Source organism: Brevibacillus sp. 7WMA2 (assembly GCF_010748895.1).
Lineage (GTDB): Bacteria > Bacillota > Bacilli > Brevibacillales > Brevibacillaceae > Brevibacillus_B > Brevibacillus_B halotolerans.
In genome coordinates, this window is sequence record NZ_CP048799.1 from 1,667,138 (window position 1) to 1,689,364 (window position 22,227).

The following is a 22,227-nucleotide window of genomic DNA, read 5'->3' on the forward strand; positions in this document are numbered from 1 at the left end:
GTATTCACCCTCTAAATAAAGTTAAAAACACTGTCATTATAGCAGGTTTCCGCTTATCAATGCTGCCTCGCTTATAGGAGCAAAAAGAGACTGAATGGGATATACCCAATCAGTCTATCATTCATTATTTTATACGACTAACGAAGCCGAATCAAAGGGATCATTCGGAAAAAATTGCGCGCCGAAATCAACTATAACCTATAACCACTTAACTAATGCAGCTTTTATAGCTTGCACATCTTCTATTCTTGTCAAACCAGTCGCTTTATCCACGATAGACGTATAGATATGGGGAATCACTTCTCTAGCACCATTTTCGATACAAACGCGCACCGTTTCTGCCATATTTTCAATCGTAATTCCTCCTGTAGGCTCAAAAATGGTAATACCTGCTTCCACAGCAGCCTTTACCATGGCAGTTAACTCATCTAATCGGTTATTCAATGGATAAAATTTGACAGAAGGGATACCCATGTCCGCGATTAATGCCGCCGCCGCTTCACATGAGATGGCTTCCTCATACCTCTGACTCACAGGCCCTGTGGTTACATACACCTTTCCTACGGTTCCACTTGGGGTAATCACCGCATTGACAATGGTATTTGCCCCACCTTCAGCCTCCAATAGTCCAATCGTGTAGCCAGCTGCTGGAAATACTTGATTCACATGCGGTGGGATCGTTTGCTTGGCTACCTCAGCTACTTTTTTCCACTGAGTGGGGTCAGCCGCTCCTAAGCCTACTGACACTGGAATCCCTGCTTTTTGATACTCCCTTACCTTTTCAACTGCCAATTCCACACTTGAAAATGACTTGACCATAAGACCAATTAATACCTGCCCATTCAATATTTCCATGATATCCTTTGCATTCTCAGGGTCTCTGGCTAATAAATTGACGCGTACTTTTACATGGCTACTCATCATTTTCCTCCTTCTATGCTTGCTAATATCTCACGTAAACGCTGAGCTATCAGATTTTCTTGTTGGGGAAGCAAGGGTCTTGGGTCGATATAGATGATTCCTACATTGGCATAATGATCCCTTGTATAAATAGAGGGATTTCCTTCTTTCAATTTTTGCGCTAGCTCTATAGCCGTCATACCAGCTATGGCTGGATCGATCGTTAGTTGTGCCCGGTAAATTTCGCGGCCAGCCTCATCCTGAACAATGCGTCCTGTAATTCCTGGCACATCCTTTATTTGCTCCAAAAATGATTGCATGCGCCCCTTTTGCTCCTCGCCCGTATCACGCTTATTGGCGTAGCGCTCCAGTGCCACTGTTAAACCAATCAACGCTTCCTTCCCGACCTTCATTGCACGACCTATTCCTTTATATTGAGCATGGCACGCGTCAATAAAGTGCTGTTTGCCGCAAATAAAACCCGAGGTTGGTCCCTCGATGGCTTTACCACCACTATAAATGACCAAGTCCACGCCCATCTGAACATACTTGCGCAAATCTTCTTCAGCAGCTGCATCCACAACCATAGGGAGCTGATGACGATGTCCGATCTCTAGCATGGTCTGAAGAGATTGCATCCCCTTCTGTACGGCATGGTGGGACTTGATATAAAAGAGCGCAGCCGTTTTCTCGCTAATCGCACCCTCTATATGCTCGGCCTCCACAAAATTGGCATGACCTACCTCAATTACGTGCGCTCCTCCTAAAGCCATCATCTGTGGGACAGCTCCACCAAAATGTACAGAATGCCCCTTCTGTATAATTACTTCATTCGGAACACCTTGTAAAAATGGAATTTTCTCTAGTTTCGAAAGATTGCTTCCTGCAATAATGGCCGCAGTAGCAATTGCTATTCCTGCCGAAGCTCCGAGTGTTGGACAGCCTCCTTCTGCACCGGTTGTTTTTGCGATACGTTTCCCAACCCAAGTTAACAGCTCCTGCATATTCACATAATCCATCGAAGCTTCTGAAATAGCACGAGCCACTTCGGTATGAACAGCACTTGCACCTAGCGCCGTCATCTTTCCACTCGCATTAATGACGGCTTGAAGACCTAGCTGTTGATAGATTGACATGTTTTTCTCAGCCTTTCTGTTTCTAGCGTATGTGTAAAAAGATACAGGAATCTAAGTACACGCAAGACAACTTTCCATAAGCACCTCTTTTATGCTGGAATCGGAAAAATTCCACCCATAATCATTGCCCCAATGATTGCCCCACCTGCAATGGGCTTTTTAAACGCATAGAACAGGGCCGCACCAATTGTCGCGCCAATGCCCACTGGTATTGAGGCCATAATCGCTGTGATAACAATTAACGGTCCCAAATACCGACCAGCAGCATTTCCCGCCCCCATCATGACATCTGCCCCAAAGGTTGAGGTAGAACCAGCTACAGTATAGCGCCGAATGAAAATAATAATGATCCCAATCAAGAAACCTAGACCAGCACCTACTAGCAACGCGAGCGGAAACGATTCTATGGGAGCCACGATTCCGGCTCCTAGCAACAGGGCAGGTACTCCAATTCCGATGCCCGTTTGTAGAGCACCGCCGATATCCAAAATCCCTACTAGGGGGCCTTCTAAGACACGAGCAAACAAGAAGCTAGCGCCAAATGCCGCTGCAGCACCATAGCTTCCGCCTTTGATCCCTGCCTCTAACATCGCTACAATAGCAATATCATTAAATGCTCCTACATGATGCACATAATACATATGTGTACCAGCAAAAATCCCCGAGCATAAGCAGGCAACAAAGATAGGAAAAGCCCATTCAGACATCCAAAAGCCTTGTTTTTCTAACGATTGGTCCATATCATTTCACCTCTGATCCAAATAATTTGTGTACATCAATGAGCCATTGGGGAATATCCACCTGAATACTATGCAGAAACGCTACATCGAAACCACGGAAGAAACCACTTAATGTGTATAAAAGCACTACCGCAAGCACCAAGGTTTTCGTAATACGGTTCCAGCCGCTATCGTCCACACCTTTACCGATGAGAATACCAAGAACAATACCAGGGACAGCATTCCCCATAATTAAATGAGCCAATCCACCTAGTACCGTCCCCCATAAACCAGTACGCTTACCAGCATCCATCGCAGCCATCCAGAAAACGATTGGCATGATTGGGTTAATCAGCCAGTTTGCAGCCGGGACCAATACCTTGGTTGCTACTAACTGCATGGAAGATGGTATGGACGAGGCGGTAGAATTTAATAAAGTCACCACGACAATTCCTACAAGCGCTCCTACAAATGCCATTTTTTTCGGATTATGTAACGTTTCAGAAACATTCCGATTTTTCCATAACAGACCAGCCGCTGCCCAGTTTGGGATAATGCGATGATCAACGTCCTGAGTCAACGCACCTGCACCTACAACAGACGCCCATGCATTAAATAAAAATCCCAAACCGAATGAAAAGTGAGATATTGGATCTCCTTCACATGCATTTAATTCACCAAAGGTACGAAAAGCACCCATCCCTTGCACATTGGGAGCGTGAAACATACGAGCCGCACCTGCTCCAACTCCAAACCCAACGAGTGCACCAATAATGATTGATTTCACAATAATGACCAAGGTGATACCCATCCGCTACTCCCTCTTTTCTGTGCTTACGTGTTAGGATTCTTCGCTAGTTTGATCTGCCTGCTAGAAGTTGATTGCATTTCTTCCGTAAACGGTATTTTGGACAGCTCAATTACACGTAAACGGACCAAAATACGCACTTCAATCGTGTATTTCGTTCTAGTACGCGGAAACAAAATCCCTAGAAAGCGTTCTTTATAGGAAAATTGCGTTGCCTTCAAAACCTCAACATCCATCGGTTCAATTCGTAAAATGAGATCAGGAATTTCGCGAGCCATCTTGCTTTTAATTTGACTAAACACAAATTGAAAGGCAGCTTCTTTAGAATCACCGCTCCCGCTTAACGTCAACGTGTAATCAAGCTCTTTATACATTCCCTGCTTCCTCCTATCCTTTCATTTTTTTAAACTCTTCTGTCATCCGTCTCCCCAATTCCTCCGTATCCATAAACCCAAAGCCAATCACTTTTTTCCCTTCACGCAAGGCCGTAATGCCCGCATCTATGGAGCGTAAGCCAAATTCAATCTCATAGCCATATTTCGTTTTAGCTGTAACAGCGCCAGCTCCACCGCTTCCACAAAAAGATAGTCCAAAATCGGCATGCTCCTTATGCATGTAATCTCCGACCTTCATATCTGCTCCGACTCCCGGAATAAGGATAGGTAGACCTCCAGCCGCTTTAATCCCTTTCGCAATATTCTGGCCTTTTCCTAGACGATCTCCAATAACCACCTTAATTTCACCCATTACAATTCCCTCCTATTTCGTCTCTTCTAATAAAGCCTTTGCTGTTTCTAAATGAACTTGCAGAAGAAAGATTTCAATTGGTTCGATCAAAAAACCATATTGCACCCCATAAGCATCCAAAACCTTTTGCGAGATTTGCTGTAACCTTACATCTCCTTCTTCCATCAAAGATAAATCCATTGCAGCTAGTCTCTCCTTATGTTGCACGCGTCTCATAAAGGCCAGCAGATGAACTCCCATCGCAATCCAACGTTCCTCGTTAATCGTCAGCAGAATCTGGTTCGTCAACTGCTGTATGTCCTCAAGCAGCTTGGTTAGCTCGGACACTTCTGTATCTTGTATGGGAGATAATTTAGCTACTTCCTCCACGATGCTTATCATCATACGCATTTCAATACCTTTCCTGATTTAATAGTGAGCTCTGGCTGCAAATAACTTGATGTGGTAAGGGTAACTTGCTCAGAATCAGTTAGTTCCAAGGGCCCTTTTTTCATTCTCAACAGACTAATATCTGCTCGTGTCCCTTCTGTTAAGGTGCCGATTTCATGCTCTTTTCGTAAAATCCTAGCTGGATTACATGTGCTCATCTCTACCACTTCATCGAGAGAAACACCTAACGCTAGTAATTTGTTCATTGTCATTGCTAAGCTGTGTACAGGCCCATCTATGTTCTGCCGATAAATGTCTGTACTAATGGTGTATGGCTTAATCCCAAATTCCAGCGCACGTCTCATCGTGGCAAAGCTAAAGCTAGAGGTACCATGACCGACATCAAAGATTACACCACGCTTCAATGCCCGTTCTGCTTCTGGAAGCAAGCTACCCTCCTCTGTAAAAATACCGCCTTTTTTCCCATGAAACGCATGTGTAACTACATCCCCAGCTTCTAGTAATTCCAATACGTCATGTAAAGCTGGAGGTGCATTTCCTATGTGAACCATCACTGGTACCTCTAGTTCTCTTGCCAGCTGTTTAGCTACATACAGGGGCTTACTTCCGTTCTCTTGTACCACAGAAGCGCTCATTCTTGCTTTAATACCACAGATACGCGAATCATTTTTCATCAAATGAGCTGTTTCTACTGGTGCCAATTGAGATAAATCAGCTAACTCTGAAAGTCCTCCACAGAGCCCTAATCGTGAAATATTGATCCAAGCAAGCACTTCCGTCTCACTGCTCGTAACGGCTTTTTCCAGAAAAATAGGATAGGTTTCCACGCCGGCACTCCCAGCATCCACCACTGTTGTCACACCCTGCTGTACACCAATCCGATCGGTTTGAATGCCCAGCGGTGTGTAATCTGTGAATATATGCACATGCAAGTCTATTAATCCAGGCGTCACTATCAATTCCTTCGCATCAATCACCATTTTAGAGGTTGGAAGAGGCATATGATCATCTGCTTCCCAAATCCTTTGAATGTTGTCCCCTCGGATCCCAATATGAAAACGACCGTTTCGGCTGTTAGCTGGATCTACCACAAGACCATTACAAAGAAGTACATCGTAGTCCATTTTTATGTTAGCCCCTCTCTTCTGTGAAATATCGCATGATGGCAGTAAGCTCGCTGGTTGGCACTGTAAGATGCTCCTGCTCAAAAAATTGGATTAGCTCCTGCCGATAGGCCTTCATGTGACGAGATTCTTGTAATCCGCTTGTCTCATAGTTTAGATAAGAGCTGCCATGCGACAGGCGATTCACCATTAGTAGAACGTGTAGAAGCAAGCCTTGCTGCCTCTTTTCAGGTAACAGATGAGCAAATCGACTCGTTACTTTCATTCCAATCTCAAAACCTTGCAGGATAATGTCCTGTGTCATATGTTCCATTTCCTGAGCCATGGCAGATGAAGTATTTTTCACAAGTAGACTAGAATTTGTTCGCTCTCTGCTTGAGAACGGATCAGTACTGGAATCTACTGCACTTGAGAGCCGCTTAGCTGTATGTGACTTCACTTTTATTGCCTTCCATTCTCCTGCTTGGGAGGCTTCCTCCAGTTGCTTTGCTTTTACCACGTTTAAAACAGATTGTAGCTTTTCTCGATCCTGTTTCGTGGGCAGAGCATTTATTTGCACAACAGGTACTTTCGCCTGTAGGGGGATTACACTAACGATAAGGTCAACAGAGCGCCTTTGTAGGAAGCTATCAACCTCCAAGCTAGAGCAAAGGCCTACCACTTGTAATGTTTTGATTTCTTTTTCTAAATGGGTCTGGAGAAATCTCGCTACTCCTCGTCCCGTTCCACAAACAAGTAAGGTCCGCACTTGCCTATGACCTGCCAATCTTTCTTGAGCAGCTTGAAAATGAAGGACAATGTAGGCGATATCAGAATTAGAAAGTAAAATTTGATACTTTGCAAATTTTTCTAAGCAAATTTGCTTCAATACTGTAAATAAGGAAGGATATGTCCGGATGATATCATCAGTCAGTGGATTCGGGTCCAAAACGCCATTTCTGTATTTCACAATTCGATCTGACAGATGCGCAAATAAATGCTCCATTAGGCCTGGATCTTCTCGAAATCGAATCTCGCATTTGTTCGTTACCGCTTGAATAAGTTCCTCAGTCAGTGCATAAATCTCTGCTTGCTCGGAGGAATCAACTGTATCCTCATACGCATGTGGGTCCACGATCATCCCGATGGTCGGCATACAAATAAAGGCTATTTCCTTCTCAGTGATCGGAAGCGACAGTTGTTCAGACAAGACTTGCAGTTCATTTTGGAAATAGGCAAAAATAGAAAACTGATGAATAGCTGAAATCTCTAGCGTATCTAGCTGGTTGCTGTATCCGCTACGCAAGCGTTGCACGACGATCCCCATCCGTATCAATAGGCTTATAAGAACTCGGTCTGACAGATGAATCCGTAGTTCTTTCCCTATACGAAGAACGACACGGTTTAATGCTTCTTTTAATCGGTATGCTTCCTCTTCTCTTATTTTCAATCTCTGAAAAATTGGCATGATGAGAGTCATGCTATCCTGTTCTTGTGAAATGCTCTGTACTAGCTGAAACATTTGAGCGCCGTCTAGTAAATCCAGCATTAATTGCTCTAGTGCTAGCCTACGCTGAAGTTCAGTACCAACCATTCGTAAGCCAACACGTAGCTTTCGCTCAAGATGTAATTGCCAATAGCTACAGAAGCGCTCTACCTTTTCAAGGTCTGAAATGATCGTATTGCGACTTACCAATAAGCTCTCCGTAAAATCCTTGATCCGCAAATATCGGACTTCACATAATAGCTCCAGAGCGATATAGCGGGCTCTTTCGTTTTGATGTAAAAAAATTTCATTTGCCCGGTGATTTTGTAACCAGTTGATTATTTGATTTTTGATCTGTCCTTCACATTCCAGCCAGATTCCCTTATTGGGTTGAGAAAGCAAAGGAATATTTCGTTCTTTCAGCCAAGCACGGATATGCTCCAAATCATATTTGACGGTTCGTTCACTAACTTGAAAGACCTGTGCTACTTCTTTTATTCGGAGTGGTTCTGGTGCTAGCACCAACGTTTTAATAATTTCACGCGATCGCGAAGACAGCATGCCTTCCTCTCCTTCCCGTCTCATCCATGTTGTAAGCGCATCCATCACTTGTTGATTTCATTATATGTCTGTCTCCTCTTTTCTTAAAGTTCGATTCCTTTCCCTATCAGATGGTGCAAAATTCGATACTTCATATACGAAACGATAAACGATTTGAACTTGCTGTTTTTATAAGATTATCAATAAATAGCAAACTTCGTTACAAAAAACTATTATTCATTAACAAAATATTTTTTTACAATTTCAAATTAAAAAAAGTATTGAAAAAAATCCACAAACAGGAAATAATAGGAATATAGTTGATATAAATATTAAAAAGGAGGCTGAAAAATGAAAAAATTTTTCTCATGGCTATCTACGCTTCTCGTTTTGGTAGCAATGCTTGTACCAAACACATCCTTCGCCGAGAACAGGAGCAACTCCTCGCCCTCAGATTCAAAGACAGCTGCTTCACCGTATAACAAACGGATTGTAGCGTATTATCCAGAATGGGGGATTTATGCAGGACACAACAATTATACGCCTGCCAAAATTCCTTGGAGTAAAATTACCCATCTCAACTATGCCTTCGCAGACATTAACATGACAACGGGAACCATCGATTATTTTGACAAATATGCAGCGACAGAGGCCTTAATGGATGGAGCAACATGGGGTTCTCCTGATGCAGGTACGCTAGGTTCTATTCGCAAGCATAAGAAGCAATATCCACATGTTAAAACGATGATTTCCATCGGTGGCTGGTCTAGGTCTGCCGGATTCCATGACGTTGCCAAAACGCCAGAGGCAAGAGCCAAATTTTCCAAAAGTGTGGTCGATTTTATTCGTCAATGGCAATTCGATGGGGTAGATATCGACTGGGAATACCCCGGCTTTAAACGCGACCCTGATAAAGTAGACAATCCTAATGATCTTGGTACACCAAAAGCAGATGATACCGAAAAAGAAACCTTCACTCTTCTTTTAAAAGATCTTAGGGAAGCGCTTACAAAAGCTGGACAAGAAGATGGAAAATACTACGAGCTGACAGCAGCAGTAGGTTGCGGTTTAGACAAAATCGCCAAGACCGAGCCTGATAAATATGCCCAATACCTCGATTTCATCAATGTCATGACCTACGACATCCACGGCGCGTGGGAAAATAAAACTGGCCATCACTCCCCTCTTTTCCCAAATCCGAAAGAACCCTATGAAGAATTCGTCAAAGTGAATTACAATACGGCTCAAGCAATGAAAAACTTCGAAAAATTTGGTATCTCAAAGGACAAGCTAATTGTCGGCTCTCCTTTCTACTCGCGTGGATGGGGACAAGTGAAAAATGATGGTCCGATTCCTGAACTGCCTGGTTTGTTTGCTTCCACTGTTCCTGAAAGTGTAAAGGGAATTTGGGATGGTGGTCGAAACGCAGGCAACAATCCTTACTACCATATCAAAGAGGTGCTAGAAAAAGATCCTGCCTTTAAAAAGTATTACGACCCTGTTGCCAAAGCTCCTTATCTTTACAGCGAAAGTAAACAACAAATGTATACTTATGAGGATCCAACTTCCCTACAAGAAAAAGTAAATTTTGTTAACCAAAATGGATATGGCGGCATCATTGTCTGGGAAGTGACAGGGGATCCAAAAGAAGAATTAATTCATGTAATCGCAAATGGCTTCAAATCTGGCACCACCCCCACAGAATATGGAGCTATTTCCTTAGAGGTTGCCAAGCAGTCCTACTCCTTCACACCTGAAATTACCTTTAATGGCGCTACCTATAACGTTGCTTTTGGGCAGAAAAAGCTAGTGGAGCAAGTGCCAACAGGTGCTTACGCGATCACGGCAAAACCATTTGAGGATACCACCTACAAATACTCTCCAATCGTTAAACCAGCTACCGTTCATGTTGCCAAAGGGCAAGCACATCCCGTCACAATCGAATACAAACAGGAGCCTAAAGGCCCTACCGATCCTGATCCAAGCAAAGTTCAAGCTAAGGTGGATTTTCAGATAACCTCACAGTGGGATAATGGGTACAATTTTAACCTGGTTATAACCAACACAGGGAACACACCTATTACAAATTGGACCCTACAATTTGACTATACAGGTCAACTCACTTCTGTTTGGGATGCCACTCTCACACCAGGTCAAAACAACTACACAGTTAAGCCTCCAAGCTGGGCAACGGAAATTGCACCCGGGAAATCCTATACAATCGGCGGTGCTGGTTCTGGGAAAGCCTCCGTTCCTACCAACTACAAAATAAATGGTTCACCCATTACAGGAACCTCATAGTATCTCCTTAAAAACGTATGAATGAACCTCAGTAGTAAACAGCATGATTGAAAAACAATTTACATTCGGTTTACTACTGACACTCATTACTATTTGTACACAATAAAAAGAAGAGCCTGCACTGTTCGTTTGCAGGCTCTTCTTTTTGCCGATCAAAAAACCTCCCATCCACTTTAAAGGCAGCTGGGAGGTATCGTTGACGATAACTGATCTAGAAATTATATGTAAGACCTCAAAAATGACATTGAAAAAATCCATTCATGATGATAGAATGGAAGGTGCTTCTGTAATTCACTTTTTAATAATCACAATCATATACTTAGATTTTATCATGTGAAGATTTACTTGTCAATCCCCTTCTGCACTTTTAATTCAAGTAAAAGGAGTGACTTATTTCGTTATGACAGATCAAAATTGGAAACAAGAGCAACTACGTGTTAATCAAGTCATTCATGAAATTGATCGCCGGTTAAAGCAATACGAGGCTGATGTACATGTGCTTCAATCTGATGTGGTTGAAATGCGCAAAACCTTTTGGGACGATGTGAGCGTGAATTTAGATGATCCTCATGAGGCCGTCGAAACCTATGCTAGCGTCAAGCAGCAAGCAGAAATATTATCCGAGCGGGAACGTACACATGTGCATACCCAAAACCAATTGCGTACCTTAACACGCTTACGCGAATCTCCATACTTTGGTCGAATTGACTTTGTTGATTATGCTTTGCAGAAAAAAGAGGCAGAGCGCATCTATATTGGTCTCGCATCTCTTCTTACCCAAACAGACGATGAGCTATTAGTCTATGACTGGCGTGCCCCTATTGCCAGCCTTTACTACGATTATCCACCTGGAGAAGCCCAATATGATACACCAGACGGCATTGTGGTTGGATCACTTGAAGTAAAGCGACAATTTATCATTAAAAATGGTACGATCGAGGGGTTATTTGATACAGGTGTCACTATTGGAGATGAGCTGTTACAAGAGGTACTTGGCAAACAAGGAACCAATCAGATGAAGACCATCGTTTCCACCATTCAGCGTGAACAAAATCAGATCATACGTAATGAAAAAAGTCAGCTTTTAGTCGTACAAGGAGCGGCTGGGAGCGGAAAAACCTCCGCTGCTCTCCAACGTATCGCATACTTACTCTACCGCTATCGAGATCGTCTATGTGCAGATCAAATCGTTTTATTTTCACCAAATCAGATGTTTAATAGCTACATTTCTACCGTGCTGCCAGAGCTTGGCGAAGAGAATATGCAGCAAACAACCTTCCAGGATTTTTTGAGCAAGCATATTGGAAAAGCTTTTACAATAGAAGACCCCTTTTCTCAATTAGAATATGTTCAGACAGCTTCCAAGGAGTCAGATTATCAAGCAAGAGTAGAGGCCATTCGCTTCAAGGCTACCTCTGATTTTATACAGCTCATTGAATGCTACGTCCACCAATTAAGCAAGCAGGGTCTTGTGTTTCATGACATATCATTTCAAGGCAACGTGTTAATCACCCAAAAGCAAATGGCAGATAAATTCTATTCCTTTGATCCTTCTATATCCATCCCTTTGCGAATCAAACAGCTAGCTGACTGGTTACTTGCGCAAATAAAACTAGCAGCGCGCAAAGAGCAAACGAAATCTTGGGTAGAAGATGAGGTTGAGCTATTAGATAAGGATGATTTTCAAAAGGCCTATGACATGTTAGTAAAACAAAATCGCTTACGAGGAAATTCATTTGACGATCATGAGCAAGAGAAAAAAATACTAGGGCGCATGATTGTAAACAAACACTTTAAGCCATTGCGGGCTCGAATCAAACGACTTGGGTTCCTTGATCTTCCTTCCATCTACCAACAGTTGTTTACAACTGCTCTCAATACAGAAAGTGATACGATTACTCTGCCCAATCAATGGGAAAAAATTTGTTCCTTGACTCTAGAAAAGCTTAGTCATCGTGAGCTTTATTACGAAGACGCTACTCCTTATCTCTATCTGCAAGGCTTACTCAAAGGCTTCGGTATAAATACACGGGTTTTACATGTTTTCCTAGATGAAGCACAAGATTACTCACCCTTTCAGCTAGCCTTCTTTAGAAAAATGTTTCCTTTTAGTAAAATGACCTTACTTGGAGACTACAATCAAATGATCTTAGCTCATACAGCTCCCACTCAAGAATGGACAGCATTTACGTCCACATTTTCTACTGCCACTAGCGAAATCATTCAACTGACTCGTAGCTACCGTTCCACTCGAGAAATCGTTTTGTTTACACGTGAACTTGTTGAAGGTGGCCGAGATATTATTCCTTTCAATCGGGACGGCAGAAAACCTACCCTGACAATAGCAGGAAACATTACCAAGCTTACCCTTGATATCTCAAAACGCCTTCAAGAATTACAGCAAGCGGGGCATCGTACCATTGCCGTCATTTGTAAAACGATGAAAGAAAGCAAGGAAGCATATGAGCTTCTACGAGCAGAGCTATCCGTACGGCTAGTGGAGCAAGACACAGCTAGCTTTGAGCCGGGCGTGCTTGTCGTTCCTGCCTCTCTTTCAAAAGGCGTTGAGTTTGATGCCGTCCTTATCTACAACGCCTCGGCAGATCAATATGGAAAAGAAAACGATCGAAAGCTACTGTATACAGCATGTACCCGGGCTATGCACGAATTGCATCTCTACTGCCTTCAGAACATAAGTCCATTTATTTCGTCAGTTTCTTCTGAGACGTATGAACTGCATCAGGAGTAGTATTCCTTTTTTTAGTCTACACAAAAATCCCGTTCCTCTAACTATGAGCTTCCATCATTTTTAGAGGAACGGGATAAATTTTTACCTTTTATCTAAAAGCTATAAGTATCTTACATAGTTGGTCTGTGAAACATAATTTGATAGATTAATTGACGCTCACTATCATCTATCTGAAGCATGGTATGATGTTCATCTTTCCTCTGATCATTCTCCCAATCCCTACAGCTTTCCGGTTTTTCTTGGTTATGCTGTTGCACCTGTGCCGCCATCTGCTTTAAGCTGATCCCAACTCCAACCGCAGGAATTGCGATAAACTGACAGGAATTAAAATACAGGCGAACCATGGTATCATTTTCAATCAATTCCCATTTAGCCAAATGACGATGAATCGGAGGTGCCACCTCTTTTTCTGCATCCTCGGCAACATCAATGATCTGAATCTCCATAGCGCAATCCACAAAATCAGGCAGTATTTTTTGAAAAAACGAACCAGCCTGCTTTTCTGCGTTCATCGTCACTTCTCCTTTCCAATCGTCCCTCAACTATCGGCGTTTATCAAGTGAATAGAGTAAGAAGGCCACCGGTACACATATGATAGCCAGGCCGCTATATAGCAACACCTCCATATAACGCTGGGCATAAAACATATCGACGCACAGTTGCACAAACGTAATACTCGCCAACAAAAGCAAGCTCATGCAAACAACTCTCCATTGGCTAGATTTCATACGGCTTCACTCCTGTCGCATAAATGGCTCCACCTTCAATTTTGAGCTTAATTTCGGGTAAAGCACGTTTAGGTGGGCCAGCGATCGGATCTCCTGTTATAACGCTAAATTTACCATGATGGCACGGACATAATAATTCCTGTTGCTCCTTATTCCAAAACACAGGGCATTTCAAATGAGGACAGGAGTTCTGATAAGCTCTATATTCGTCCTTCCCTATACGTACTAGCAATGCTGGATCATGCTTGCTTGGATAAGCAAAATTGACTGCTTCGCCGATCCCGATCTGAGCTATATCCGCTATCTTTAGCAGGTTATCTTCCTGCTTAGGTGCAAGCCCAAGCAGCTCGCGGGCAGCCAGTGTTCCCCAGGGTAATGAGGCTACGGCAAATACTCCTACAGCTCCTGCCATCGTTTTCATGAATCCGCGGCGATCCAACTTACGTTCATTATCTCGATGAATATTATGTGTATAGTTATCATCCTGCTTTGGGACTATCATTTTTTGTTTATTTTCCATATCGTATGACACCCTCCTCTAGAATAGCTTCTGTTTTCCTTGTAAGATGCCAGGCAGACTGATCTTGACATTCGTTTCCCCTTCTAAAGCTCCAAGCATGCTGGCGGTCCATTTACCGTTGGCCAGCTTTACCTGAGAATCCTTCTGGGCTAGCTCTTCTTCTGTTAGCCATTGCAATGTATTGGTAGGACAAACAGAAGCACACATTGGAGGAATCCCGTCCTTTGATCGATCGTAGCAAAGATCGCATTTGTACATCAGGTTCTGTTCTTCATCAAATTTTGGGATACCATACGGACAAGCAATCGTACAGTTTTGACAGCCTATGCATTTTTCTACTAAAGCTGATAAAACCGCTCCATTATCAGCTATCTGAATCGCTTGAGCAGGACAACTTCTAGCACAAGCCGGATTAACACAGTGCAAGCACATTAGTGGAATCGTCTGACGACTGACAAACGGGTCGGTCTCCAACACATAGTTGCGATTGCGCATATCATGGCCACCACACTGCGTACAGGCTGCTAGACAGCTCCGGCATCCGATGCAATTTTCCATTTCAATATATAAAGTGTGCTTAGCCATGTTATTTCCCTCCCTTGTCTAGCTTGACGATCTCCGCTGCACATGCCTTAAATTCTGGCATCCGACTATAAGGATCAAGCGCTGGATTTGTCAGCAGGTTAATGCATTCGTCCTTTCCCCAATGGTAGGGTACAAAAACAGTATCAGGTCGAATCGCTTCAATAATTTTCACCTTGTACTTCGCTTGACCGCGGCGGGTTTTTAATACAACAACCTCATCATGCTTGATGCCATATGCCTCTGCTGTTTCAGGATGAACCTCTAGCAATGGATCGGGATACATTTCTTTCAAAAAAGGAATCCGGCGTGTCTGATTACCAGAAAGATAATGAAAGACTACACGCCCCGTCGTTAAGCGCAACGGATATTCCTCGCATGGCTCTTCTGCTGGCGGGCGATAAGGCAGAGCACAAATCTTCGCCTTGCCATCAGGATGATAAAATTGTTTATCTAAAAACAAATGCGGCTGTCCTTGATCCTCATCTGATGTACAGGGCCAAAAAACGCCATTATTTTGTTCAATTTTTTCATACGTAATGCCCGAATAATCTGCAACAGCGCCCCGAGACAGCTCCGTTAGCTCAGTAAATATATCGCGTGGAGATTGTAAATGCCCAAAATATTCTCCCCGTCCCATTCGTTTGGCAATTTCAATTTGAATCCACCAATCAGGCTTAGATTCCGCATACCAGTTTTGAGCTTGGTTGTGACGAATTACACGTCCTTCAAGATTTGTGGTCGTGCCTTCATCCTCTGCCCATGTTGTAGTTGGTAAAATCACATCTGCATATTCAGCCGATTCCGATAAATAAAAATCCACACAAACCATAAAATCAAGTTGCTTAAGTGCTGACCGTACATGATTCTGGTTAGGCGCACTTACCGCGGGATTCGAACATAACAAATAGAGAGAACGGATGGTTTTATCTAGCATCAGTTGGAACATTTCGTAGGCAGATACCCCTTTTTTCGGCATCTCACAAACAGGTACCCCCCAACGTTCTGCTACTAGCTTTACATCCTCGGGATTATCCATTTTACGATAGCCCGGTAATTGGTCCGCTTTCTGTCCGTGTTCACGTCCACCTTGTCCGTTACCTTGGCCTGTTAATGTTGCTACCCCTGATTTGGGACGTCCAATTTTTCCTGTTACTAACGCCATATTTGTATAAGCTGATACATTATCTGTTCCTTTCGATTGCTGTTCCACACCCCGACAGAACATAACGATCGCATTTGGAGCCTTCCCATATATCTCGGCAGCACGAATGATTTTCTGGATGTCACATCCTGTAATCTCACTCACATATTCTGGTGTAAAGTCCTTTACCAATTCCTTTGTTTCCTCAAAACCATTTGTGTGGTTTTTCACAAATTCTTCATCGACATACCCTTTTTCAATCAATAGATGAACAATTCCATTTGCTAAGGCTAAATCGGTCCCCGGACGAATATCTAAATGAATATCGGCTCGTCGTGCCAACGGTGTTTCACGTGGATCGACGACAATTAGGTACCCCCCTCGATTCTGAACCTCCCAAATACGAAACATGCTCGTGGGATGGCACTCCGCAGCATTTGATCCCGTGATAAACAAACAATCCGTCTGATGAATATCTGTCCATGGAACCGTGGAGCCTCGATCAATTCCCAGGCTACGATTTAAGCCTGCTGCCGCTGATGACATGCAAAAGCGACCATTGTAGTCAATATAGCGTGTTTGTAAAGCAATCCGAGCAAATTTCCCGGTTAAATAACATTTTTCATTGGTCATCGAAACCCCAGAATAAACAGACAAGGTATCCTTACCATACTTCTCTTGCAGTTCCTGATACTTTCGGACAATAAGGTCTAAGGCTTCGTCCCAGCTAGCTTCTCGAAAGCCTTCTGATGTTCCTTTTAACGCTGCATTATCACGAATTAACGGACGTTTGATCCGATCAGGATGATTCACCTGCTGATAAGCTGTTGTTCCTTTAGGACACAGCTTGCCTAGATTAACGGGAAAATCATAGCGAGGTTCTACCCCGATGATCTTGTTAGAGGCAATGTCCACTCGCAATTTCATGCCACATTGCATACCGCAGTAGCTACAGTGAGTATCAACAAGCCTTTCACCTGGATGAATTTTGTTGGGAATCTGTTTTTGAAATTTATCCGTTGGCATGCTGGTTGCCCTCCTCCTTCAAAGTTTGATGTGTTGGTTTACCTGTAAAACGGAACATCCGATATTTGCGGCGACATGGCAGGCAAAGCTCTGCTAAGTGAAAGCCCTCCTGCATTTCAAATGCCATTTGATTTTTTTGTAGCACCTCGATAACATCGTTCGATTGCTCTACGGAGACGAATTCTGCACCGCATAGCTTACAGGTTTTCATCGATTGTTCACTGTAATGAAGTCGATAATTGCGTGCAAACACACTCATTGGACGGAATGGCACATGTGCAAGCTTACCAAACGGCAGATAAATTAATGTAATAATAACAAAGAACTGATGAATCATTTTTAATACGGGATGACCAAAGCCTGCCAAAAAGACATTAGATGCGGTTAAGAATAGACCTGTGATACTGATAGCCATTAATAAATATAGTGGTAAAAAATCATAAACAAAGCTTTGTTCTGCACGTGCTTGCATATCCTTATACCGTCGATACAAGGCCATTGAAACACCAGCAATCACCATAAAGGCGCTAATGTTTAACGCATTATAAAAACAATAGGCTAAGATTCCATCTGCCTGAATCGTCATTAAATCAATTCCCATAAATACAACCGTGTACATTCCGTTTATCGGCATCGTAAAATACATCCAGCCAAAAACAAGCGGGAAGGTTACGAAAGCGGCAAGCATACAGCCCCATCCTATCAGGATATGCTGAGTCCAACGATACCAATGGCGATTCCAGATGAAGCGATACGTTACCAGTTGTTCGGTTGCTGTTTTAGGGCTATTTTTACGAAAAAGTAATTTTATCCCCTTTTTAATGATAAGCTTAGTAGGTGGACGTTCTGCCCACGCGCCAAATCGATATAAAAATCCGCCAATAAACACGATTGTGCCAATCATATACCCGTATAAGGCTAAATCCATATGTGTAAATGATCTTGAGCCTACATATGATAAGAAAACCAGCACCAAGATTATGCAAAAGGCTCTCTTGGCAAATTTGGATGCAAAAGCACGATCCATGATCTACTACCCCCCTGTAATTTTTCGTTTTTTTTGCCCTATTTTTTCTTTTTTAGGTGATGATCGATTGTCATTGTACTTAATTCAATTCTTGCTCATTGTGATGAGCATCACTTATTCCTGCACAAATTTTTAACATTGTGAAATAGTGCCTTTCATTTCTAGTTATTCATCGCTATAATAAAACGCAAGAAAACGTCAATTTGCATGGAGGTCTCGTTGTGGGCAATCAAGGATTTACATTCATTCAACAAGTCTCCCCTGACTTTACCCAGCGTCTAAAAGAGATTTCTATTTCTAAAAAATTTGCTGCTGGCTCCGTGCTTTTTATGGATGGAGACAAGGCTGATCATTTATACCTGATTGAATCCGGACAATTGAAACTGACAAAGACGACGACGGACGGAAAAGAATTAACTCTGCAAGTCTTCAGCGATGGCGAACTAGTAGGGGTACCCGGATTGTTCGAAGAGAGCTTAAGCTACAACACTACCGCCAGCATGTTGCAAGCGGGTGAAGTCAACATTATCCCCCGTCAATCCTTAGAACGCCTTCTCTTGAAAAATGGGATATTCTGTGCTGAGTTTTTGCGGTGGATGGGTATCATGAATCGCCGTATCCAATCCAAATTCCGTGATTTGTTGTTAAATGGCAAAATCGGAGCACTATACTCCACGCTTATCCGGCTGAGTAACAGCTACGGAGAACCACATGAAAAAGGGATTTACATTACGCTTGCTCTAACTAATCGAGATTTGGCTCAATTTATTGGGCTAACCAGAGAAAGCGTAAACCGCATGCTGTCTGATTTAAAGAAACAAGATGTCATCGAGCAAAATTCCCAAGGAAATATTTTAATTAAGGACCTTACCTTTTTAAAAGATGCCATCTGCTGTGATGATTGTCCCAATGAAATATGTCAGATTTAAAAGAGAGTCTTGGTCACTGGCAACCAAGACTCTTTTGTTTGAATCAAGCCGGGTTATACTCTAGCACTTTACCTCGGCATTTTTACGTGCATAGAAGTACCACAGCAAGATCAAAGCTACTGCATAAAACACCAAGAACCCATATAAAGCGATATCTGGAGCACCCGTAGCCTTAATCGACATACTAAATGATTTGGGAATAAAGAATTGTCCGTAAGCCGCAATAGCCGATGTAAAGCCGATGACTGGCGCCGCTTCCTTTGGCGGAAAGATCGTAGGCATCATTCGTGTAACCGAGCCATTGCAGATCCCCGTCGTAAAGAAAATCACGATGAAACAGGCGAAAAATGCCCAGAATTCTTTAGCATTCATGAAGTAGATAACACCAGCAGTAGCAGCGATCAGCAGAATCACATTGTAGAGAGTTACCTTTGCCCCACCAAGCTTATCTGCCAGCATACCACCAATCGGCCGAACTAATGCTCCTAATAGAGGACCAATAAAGGCATATTGCAACGGATTCACATCAGGAAACTGGTGTTGCGTTAGCAATGGAAATGCTGTTGCAAAGCCGATAAAGGACCCGAAGCTCATCGTGTAGAGAAACGAACAAATCCACATATGCTTGCGTTTAAAAATAACCAATTGATCTGTAATCGATTGCTTCATCGGAAGATTATTCATTCCAAACATAGCTGCAATTGTTGTCAGTAAAATCGGGATTACCCAAATAAATCCAGCATTTTGTAGCCATAATTGCGTTGTATCGCTTGTTTGTGGTCCACCAGCGATATTTCCAAATACGCTAATTCCAATTACGATTGGTACTAGAAATTGTGCTACACTTACACCAAGATTCCCAAGTCCCGCGTTTAACCCCAAGGCAGAACCCTTCTTCGCTTGTGGAAAAAAGAAACTAATATTTGCCATGGAAGAAGCGAAATTACCACCACCAAAGCCGCACAAAATGGCGAGCAATGCCATTGTCTCATAGGAGGTAGACGGATCTTGTACAGCAAATCCAATCCAAATGGCTGGGATTAACAAAGTCGCTGTACTGAATACGGTCCAATTACGCCCCCCAAAGATCGGAACAACAAAGGCATATAAAATACGCAGTGTAGCACCTGAGAGACCTGGAAGAGCAGCTAAGCTAAATAGTTCATCTGCTGTAAATTGAAACCCGACTTTATTCAGATTCACAGCAACAACCGACCAAATGGACCAAATACTAAAAGCAAGTAAAAGGGCTGGAATAGATATCCAAAGGTTACGGTTGGCCACTTTTTTGCCTGTAGATTCCCAAAATTCTGGATTCTCAGGCTCCCATTTCATTACTCCTTTTGTTGACATAGGTTACCTCCTCTAATAAGTTCAAACGCTCAACCTATTTTTTAAACGAAATTGAACTTTTTTATATATACAACCTTTTTTACATCACAAATCATACCCAACTCTTATATAGTGCTTTGTGATTTTAATCACATGGTTTTGTTTTTTCACATTTTGTACAAAAATATATTAATATATATAAATTTAAAAATGACATACAAAAAAAGCAAGCCATGTCAACCTAACATTTCTTGCTTCTTTTCCAATGTTCTATATTATGGTCATTTTGTTGTGTTAAAAGTGGCCCAATGATCTTGTCCATAGCCTTCTTCCCATTTTGGCGGGTTATACATGCATGAAGGATCGCTTGCCAAATAATCCTTTGTCATGGCATAAGCACGGGCGCGTGATCCGCCACATACCTGATTGAAGTTACAGACGCCACATTTACCCGAATAGCCATCCGGGTAGCGTAACGATTGAAAGACTGCATGATTACGATATAAATCAGCCAAAGGTGTTTGGCGTACATTTCCGCAATTAATTGGTAAAAATCCGCTTGGCTGAACATCCCCTACATGAGAAATAAACACAAAGCCTTTGCCGTCCGTAACGCCTCCAGCTGAACGTCCTAAATGATCCATTCTTTTCACTTTCTCAGGTTGGGTATTCATGCCCTTTTGTGTTGCAAAGTATAGTGCTCGCCGATAGGCAGGGGCCGCTGTTGTTTTGATGCTGTAGCTAGCAGTCTGACTCTTCTCGATCAGCCAGCGATAAATGCGCTCCTGCTCCATTGGGGATACCGCATCACTTGCCTGCCCTCTTCCTGTAGGAATTAAAAAGAAAACACTCCATAGAACTGCGCCCCATTCTTCCACCATTTGGGACATTTCTTCTAGTAAATGCGCATTATAAACAGAAATCGTTGTATTTAGTTGAACAGGTAACCCATGTTTTTTCAATATAGCCAACGATTTTACGGTAATATCATACGAGCCTGGTGTTCCGCGGAAATAATCATGCACCTCTGCGGTAGGACCATCTAGGCTAAAAGCCCAGCGTGATAGCCCAGCCTCTTTTGCTTTTACGATCGCTTTTTCTGTTACACGCGGCGTAGCGCTAGGTGACATAGAGACACGTAATCCAATTTTTACTGCGTAATCGATTAATTCATATAAATCTTCCCGCATTAATGGATCGCCGCCAGTAAAAACAAGAAGAGGATTACCCATTTCTTTGATCTGATCTAACAATTCCTTCCCTTCATCTGTACTCAGCTCGTCGGGATGACGATTGGGCTGCGCTACGGCGCGACAATGCAAACAACGCAATGCACACGCACGCGTCACTTCCCAAATCACGATAAAAGGATTCTGGTCGTAATTCATCTAGTTCACTCCATTGGCATGATGGTATCTATTTATAATGTTTGGAGATTGTCTGATACAGACTATCCTTTTCAGCTAATGTCAGCAGTTTATTGGCCATCGGGTACAATACCCGATCCTCCTTGATCGTATGCTCTTCAAATAGCTCATCAAATTGCTTCAGTAAACAAACCATCGTCGAGGTTTTTTGTTCCAGCTGCACACACTGATTCAATTCGATCCCAATTCGATCTGAGATCTCTAATAATCGGTCATGTTCTGATTTAATGAGCAGTAATGGCTCCTCTAATGTTGCCAGTCGACTCGTCAACGTAAAAAATAAAATATCGTCCTCCACCATAATGTGCCGACGGAAATCTGTTTGAAGGAATTGAAGGAAACGATGTAAATCTTCATGCAATGCTTCGTTCCATTTTGTGCCATAACGAATCAGAGACAGAATGTGCTTTAGTTTTCCATCCAGCTCGCTGTGGTCATTGTATAAATAGGAAAGCAAAATGTGTTCATGTTTCTTTTTCATAGCGAAATCGCTCTCGTATTCCAGCATACCAATCCCTCCTTGCTATTTTTGATTGTAACCAAGTTGGCTATTCCAAGAAGTGATATTCCTCACAAAATCTTTTCCAGCTATTTGCTAGAATTAGGCCGTGAAAGTTTGTACAAAGGCTTAGG

Annotated in this window: 20 protein-coding genes; 3 read left to right on the forward strand and 17 right to left on the reverse strand. The window is 42.7% G+C overall.

Annotation, left to right across the window (positions count from 1 at the left end; genetic code table 11):
- Positions 1-198: 198 nt before the first annotated feature.
- From GOP56_RS06015 to GOP56_RS06055, 9 genes are all read right to left on the reverse strand, one after another.
- On the reverse strand, positions 199-921 hold the full coding sequence (locus tag GOP56_RS06015; protein ID WP_163246816.1) for a KDGP aldolase: 723 nt from the start codon (positions 919-921) through the stop codon (positions 199-201).
- Positions 921-2,036, reverse strand: coding sequence for a DgaE family pyridoxal phosphate-dependent ammonia lyase (locus GOP56_RS06020; protein ID WP_163244974.1), 1,116 nt, complete (start codon positions 2,034-2,036; stop codon positions 921-923). The genes GOP56_RS06015 and GOP56_RS06020 overlap by 1 nt, the downstream gene beginning before the upstream one ends.
- An 89-nt stretch (positions 2,037-2,125) precedes the next feature.
- Positions 2,126-2,776 carry a DUF4310 family protein gene (locus tag GOP56_RS06025; protein WP_003336154.1) on the reverse strand — a complete coding sequence of 217 codons (651 nt, stop codon included), beginning with the start codon at positions 2,774-2,776 and terminating at the stop codon, positions 2,126-2,128.
- A gap of 1 nt (position 2,777) precedes the next feature.
- Entirely contained in the window at positions 2,778-3,566 is a 789-nt protein-coding gene (locus tag GOP56_RS06030; protein ID WP_163244977.1) for a DUF4311 domain-containing protein, read from the reverse strand.
- A gap of 23 nt (positions 3,567-3,589) precedes the next feature.
- Positions 3,590-3,937: a DUF4312 family protein gene (locus GOP56_RS06035; protein ID WP_096887199.1), complete on the reverse strand. Its 348-nt coding sequence runs from the start codon at positions 3,935-3,937 to the stop codon at positions 3,590-3,592.
- A gap of 13 nt (positions 3,938-3,950) precedes the next feature.
- Positions 3,951-4,310: an SFCGS family glycine-rich protein gene (locus tag GOP56_RS06040; protein WP_003336150.1), complete on the reverse strand. Its 360-nt coding sequence runs from the start codon at positions 4,308-4,310 to the stop codon at positions 3,951-3,953.
- Between the two features lie 12 nt (positions 4,311-4,322).
- Positions 4,323-4,700, reverse strand: a complete 378-nt coding sequence (locus GOP56_RS06045; RefSeq protein WP_068792415.1) for a PRD domain-containing protein — start codon at positions 4,698-4,700, stop codon at positions 4,323-4,325.
- A complete protein-coding gene (locus GOP56_RS06050) occupies positions 4,691-5,824 on the reverse strand; it encodes an amidohydrolase/deacetylase family metallohydrolase (protein WP_163244980.1) in 1,134 nt (377 codons plus the stop codon). Before GOP56_RS06050 ends, GOP56_RS06045 begins: the two co-directional genes overlap by 10 nt.
- 7 nt (positions 5,825-5,831) lie before the next feature.
- Positions 5,832-7,850 carry a BglG family transcription antiterminator gene (locus GOP56_RS06055; protein WP_163244983.1) on the reverse strand — a complete coding sequence of 673 codons (2,019 nt, stop codon included), beginning with the start codon at positions 7,848-7,850 and terminating at the stop codon, positions 5,832-5,834.
- Between the two features lie 330 nt (positions 7,851-8,180).
- Between GOP56_RS06055 and GOP56_RS06060 the strand changes: the two genes are divergently transcribed.
- Together GOP56_RS06060 and helD are read left to right on the forward strand one after the other, a co-directional pair.
- Complete coding sequence (locus tag GOP56_RS06060; protein WP_163244986.1) at positions 8,181-10,130, forward strand: glycosyl hydrolase family 18 protein; 1,950 nt, start codon at positions 8,181-8,183, stop codon at positions 10,128-10,130.
- A 400-nt stretch (positions 10,131-10,530) separates the two neighbouring features.
- A complete protein-coding gene (gene helD / locus GOP56_RS06065) occupies positions 10,531-12,879 on the forward strand; it encodes an RNA polymerase recycling motor HelD (RefSeq protein WP_163244988.1) in 2,349 nt (782 codons plus the stop codon).
- Positions 12,880-12,989: 110 nt separating this feature from the next.
- On the opposite strand, the gene GOP56_RS06070 is transcribed toward helD, so the two are convergent.
- From GOP56_RS06070 to GOP56_RS06090, 5 genes are all read right to left on the reverse strand, one after another.
- The gene (locus GOP56_RS06070) at positions 12,990-13,391 is read right to left on the reverse strand and encodes a hypothetical protein (protein WP_163244991.1); all 402 of its coding nucleotides are present in this window, start codon (positions 13,389-13,391) and stop codon (positions 12,990-12,992) included.
- A 205-nt stretch (positions 13,392-13,596) separates the two neighbouring features.
- A complete protein-coding gene (locus tag GOP56_RS06075; protein ID WP_003340333.1) occupies positions 13,597-14,127 on the reverse strand; it encodes a QcrA and Rieske domain-containing protein in 531 nt (176 codons plus the stop codon).
- A gap of 18 nt (positions 14,128-14,145) precedes the next feature.
- On the reverse strand, positions 14,146-14,712 hold the full coding sequence (locus tag GOP56_RS06080; protein ID WP_003336142.1) for a 4Fe-4S dicluster domain-containing protein: 567 nt from the start codon (positions 14,710-14,712) through the stop codon (positions 14,146-14,148).
- 1 nt (position 14,713) lies between these two features.
- Positions 14,714-16,879 carry a molybdopterin oxidoreductase family protein gene (locus GOP56_RS06085; RefSeq protein ID WP_068792420.1) on the reverse strand — a complete coding sequence of 722 codons (2,166 nt, stop codon included), beginning with the start codon at positions 16,877-16,879 and terminating at the stop codon, positions 14,714-14,716.
- Positions 16,866-17,906 carry a hypothetical protein gene (locus GOP56_RS06090; RefSeq protein ID WP_163244994.1) on the reverse strand — a complete coding sequence of 347 codons (1,041 nt, stop codon included), beginning with the start codon at positions 17,904-17,906 and terminating at the stop codon, positions 16,866-16,868. Before GOP56_RS06090 ends, GOP56_RS06085 begins: the two co-directional genes overlap by 14 nt.
- A gap of 221 nt (positions 17,907-18,127) precedes the next feature.
- Between GOP56_RS06090 and GOP56_RS06095 the strand changes: the two genes are divergently transcribed.
- Entirely contained in the window at positions 18,128-18,835 is a 708-nt protein-coding gene (locus tag GOP56_RS06095; protein ID WP_254068629.1) for a Crp/Fnr family transcriptional regulator, read from the forward strand.
- Between the two features lie 60 nt (positions 18,836-18,895).
- Here the strand turns inward: GOP56_RS06095 and GOP56_RS06100 are convergent, their stop codons facing one another.
- The 3 genes from GOP56_RS06100 to GOP56_RS06110 form a co-directional block, all read right to left on the reverse strand.
- Positions 18,896-20,188, reverse strand: a complete 1,293-nt coding sequence (locus GOP56_RS06100) for a NarK family nitrate/nitrite MFS transporter (RefSeq protein WP_022586856.1) — start codon at positions 20,186-20,188, stop codon at positions 18,896-18,898.
- 260 nt (positions 20,189-20,448) lie between these two features.
- Positions 20,449-21,555, reverse strand: coding sequence for a TIGR04053 family radical SAM/SPASM domain-containing protein (locus GOP56_RS06105; protein WP_163245000.1), 1,107 nt, complete (start codon positions 21,553-21,555; stop codon positions 20,449-20,451).
- 28 nt (positions 21,556-21,583) lie between these two features.
- Positions 21,584-22,102 carry a hemerythrin domain-containing protein gene (locus tag GOP56_RS06110; protein ID WP_163245003.1) on the reverse strand — a complete coding sequence of 173 codons (519 nt, stop codon included), beginning with the start codon at positions 22,100-22,102 and terminating at the stop codon, positions 21,584-21,586.
- Positions 22,103-22,227: the final 125 nt, after the last annotated feature.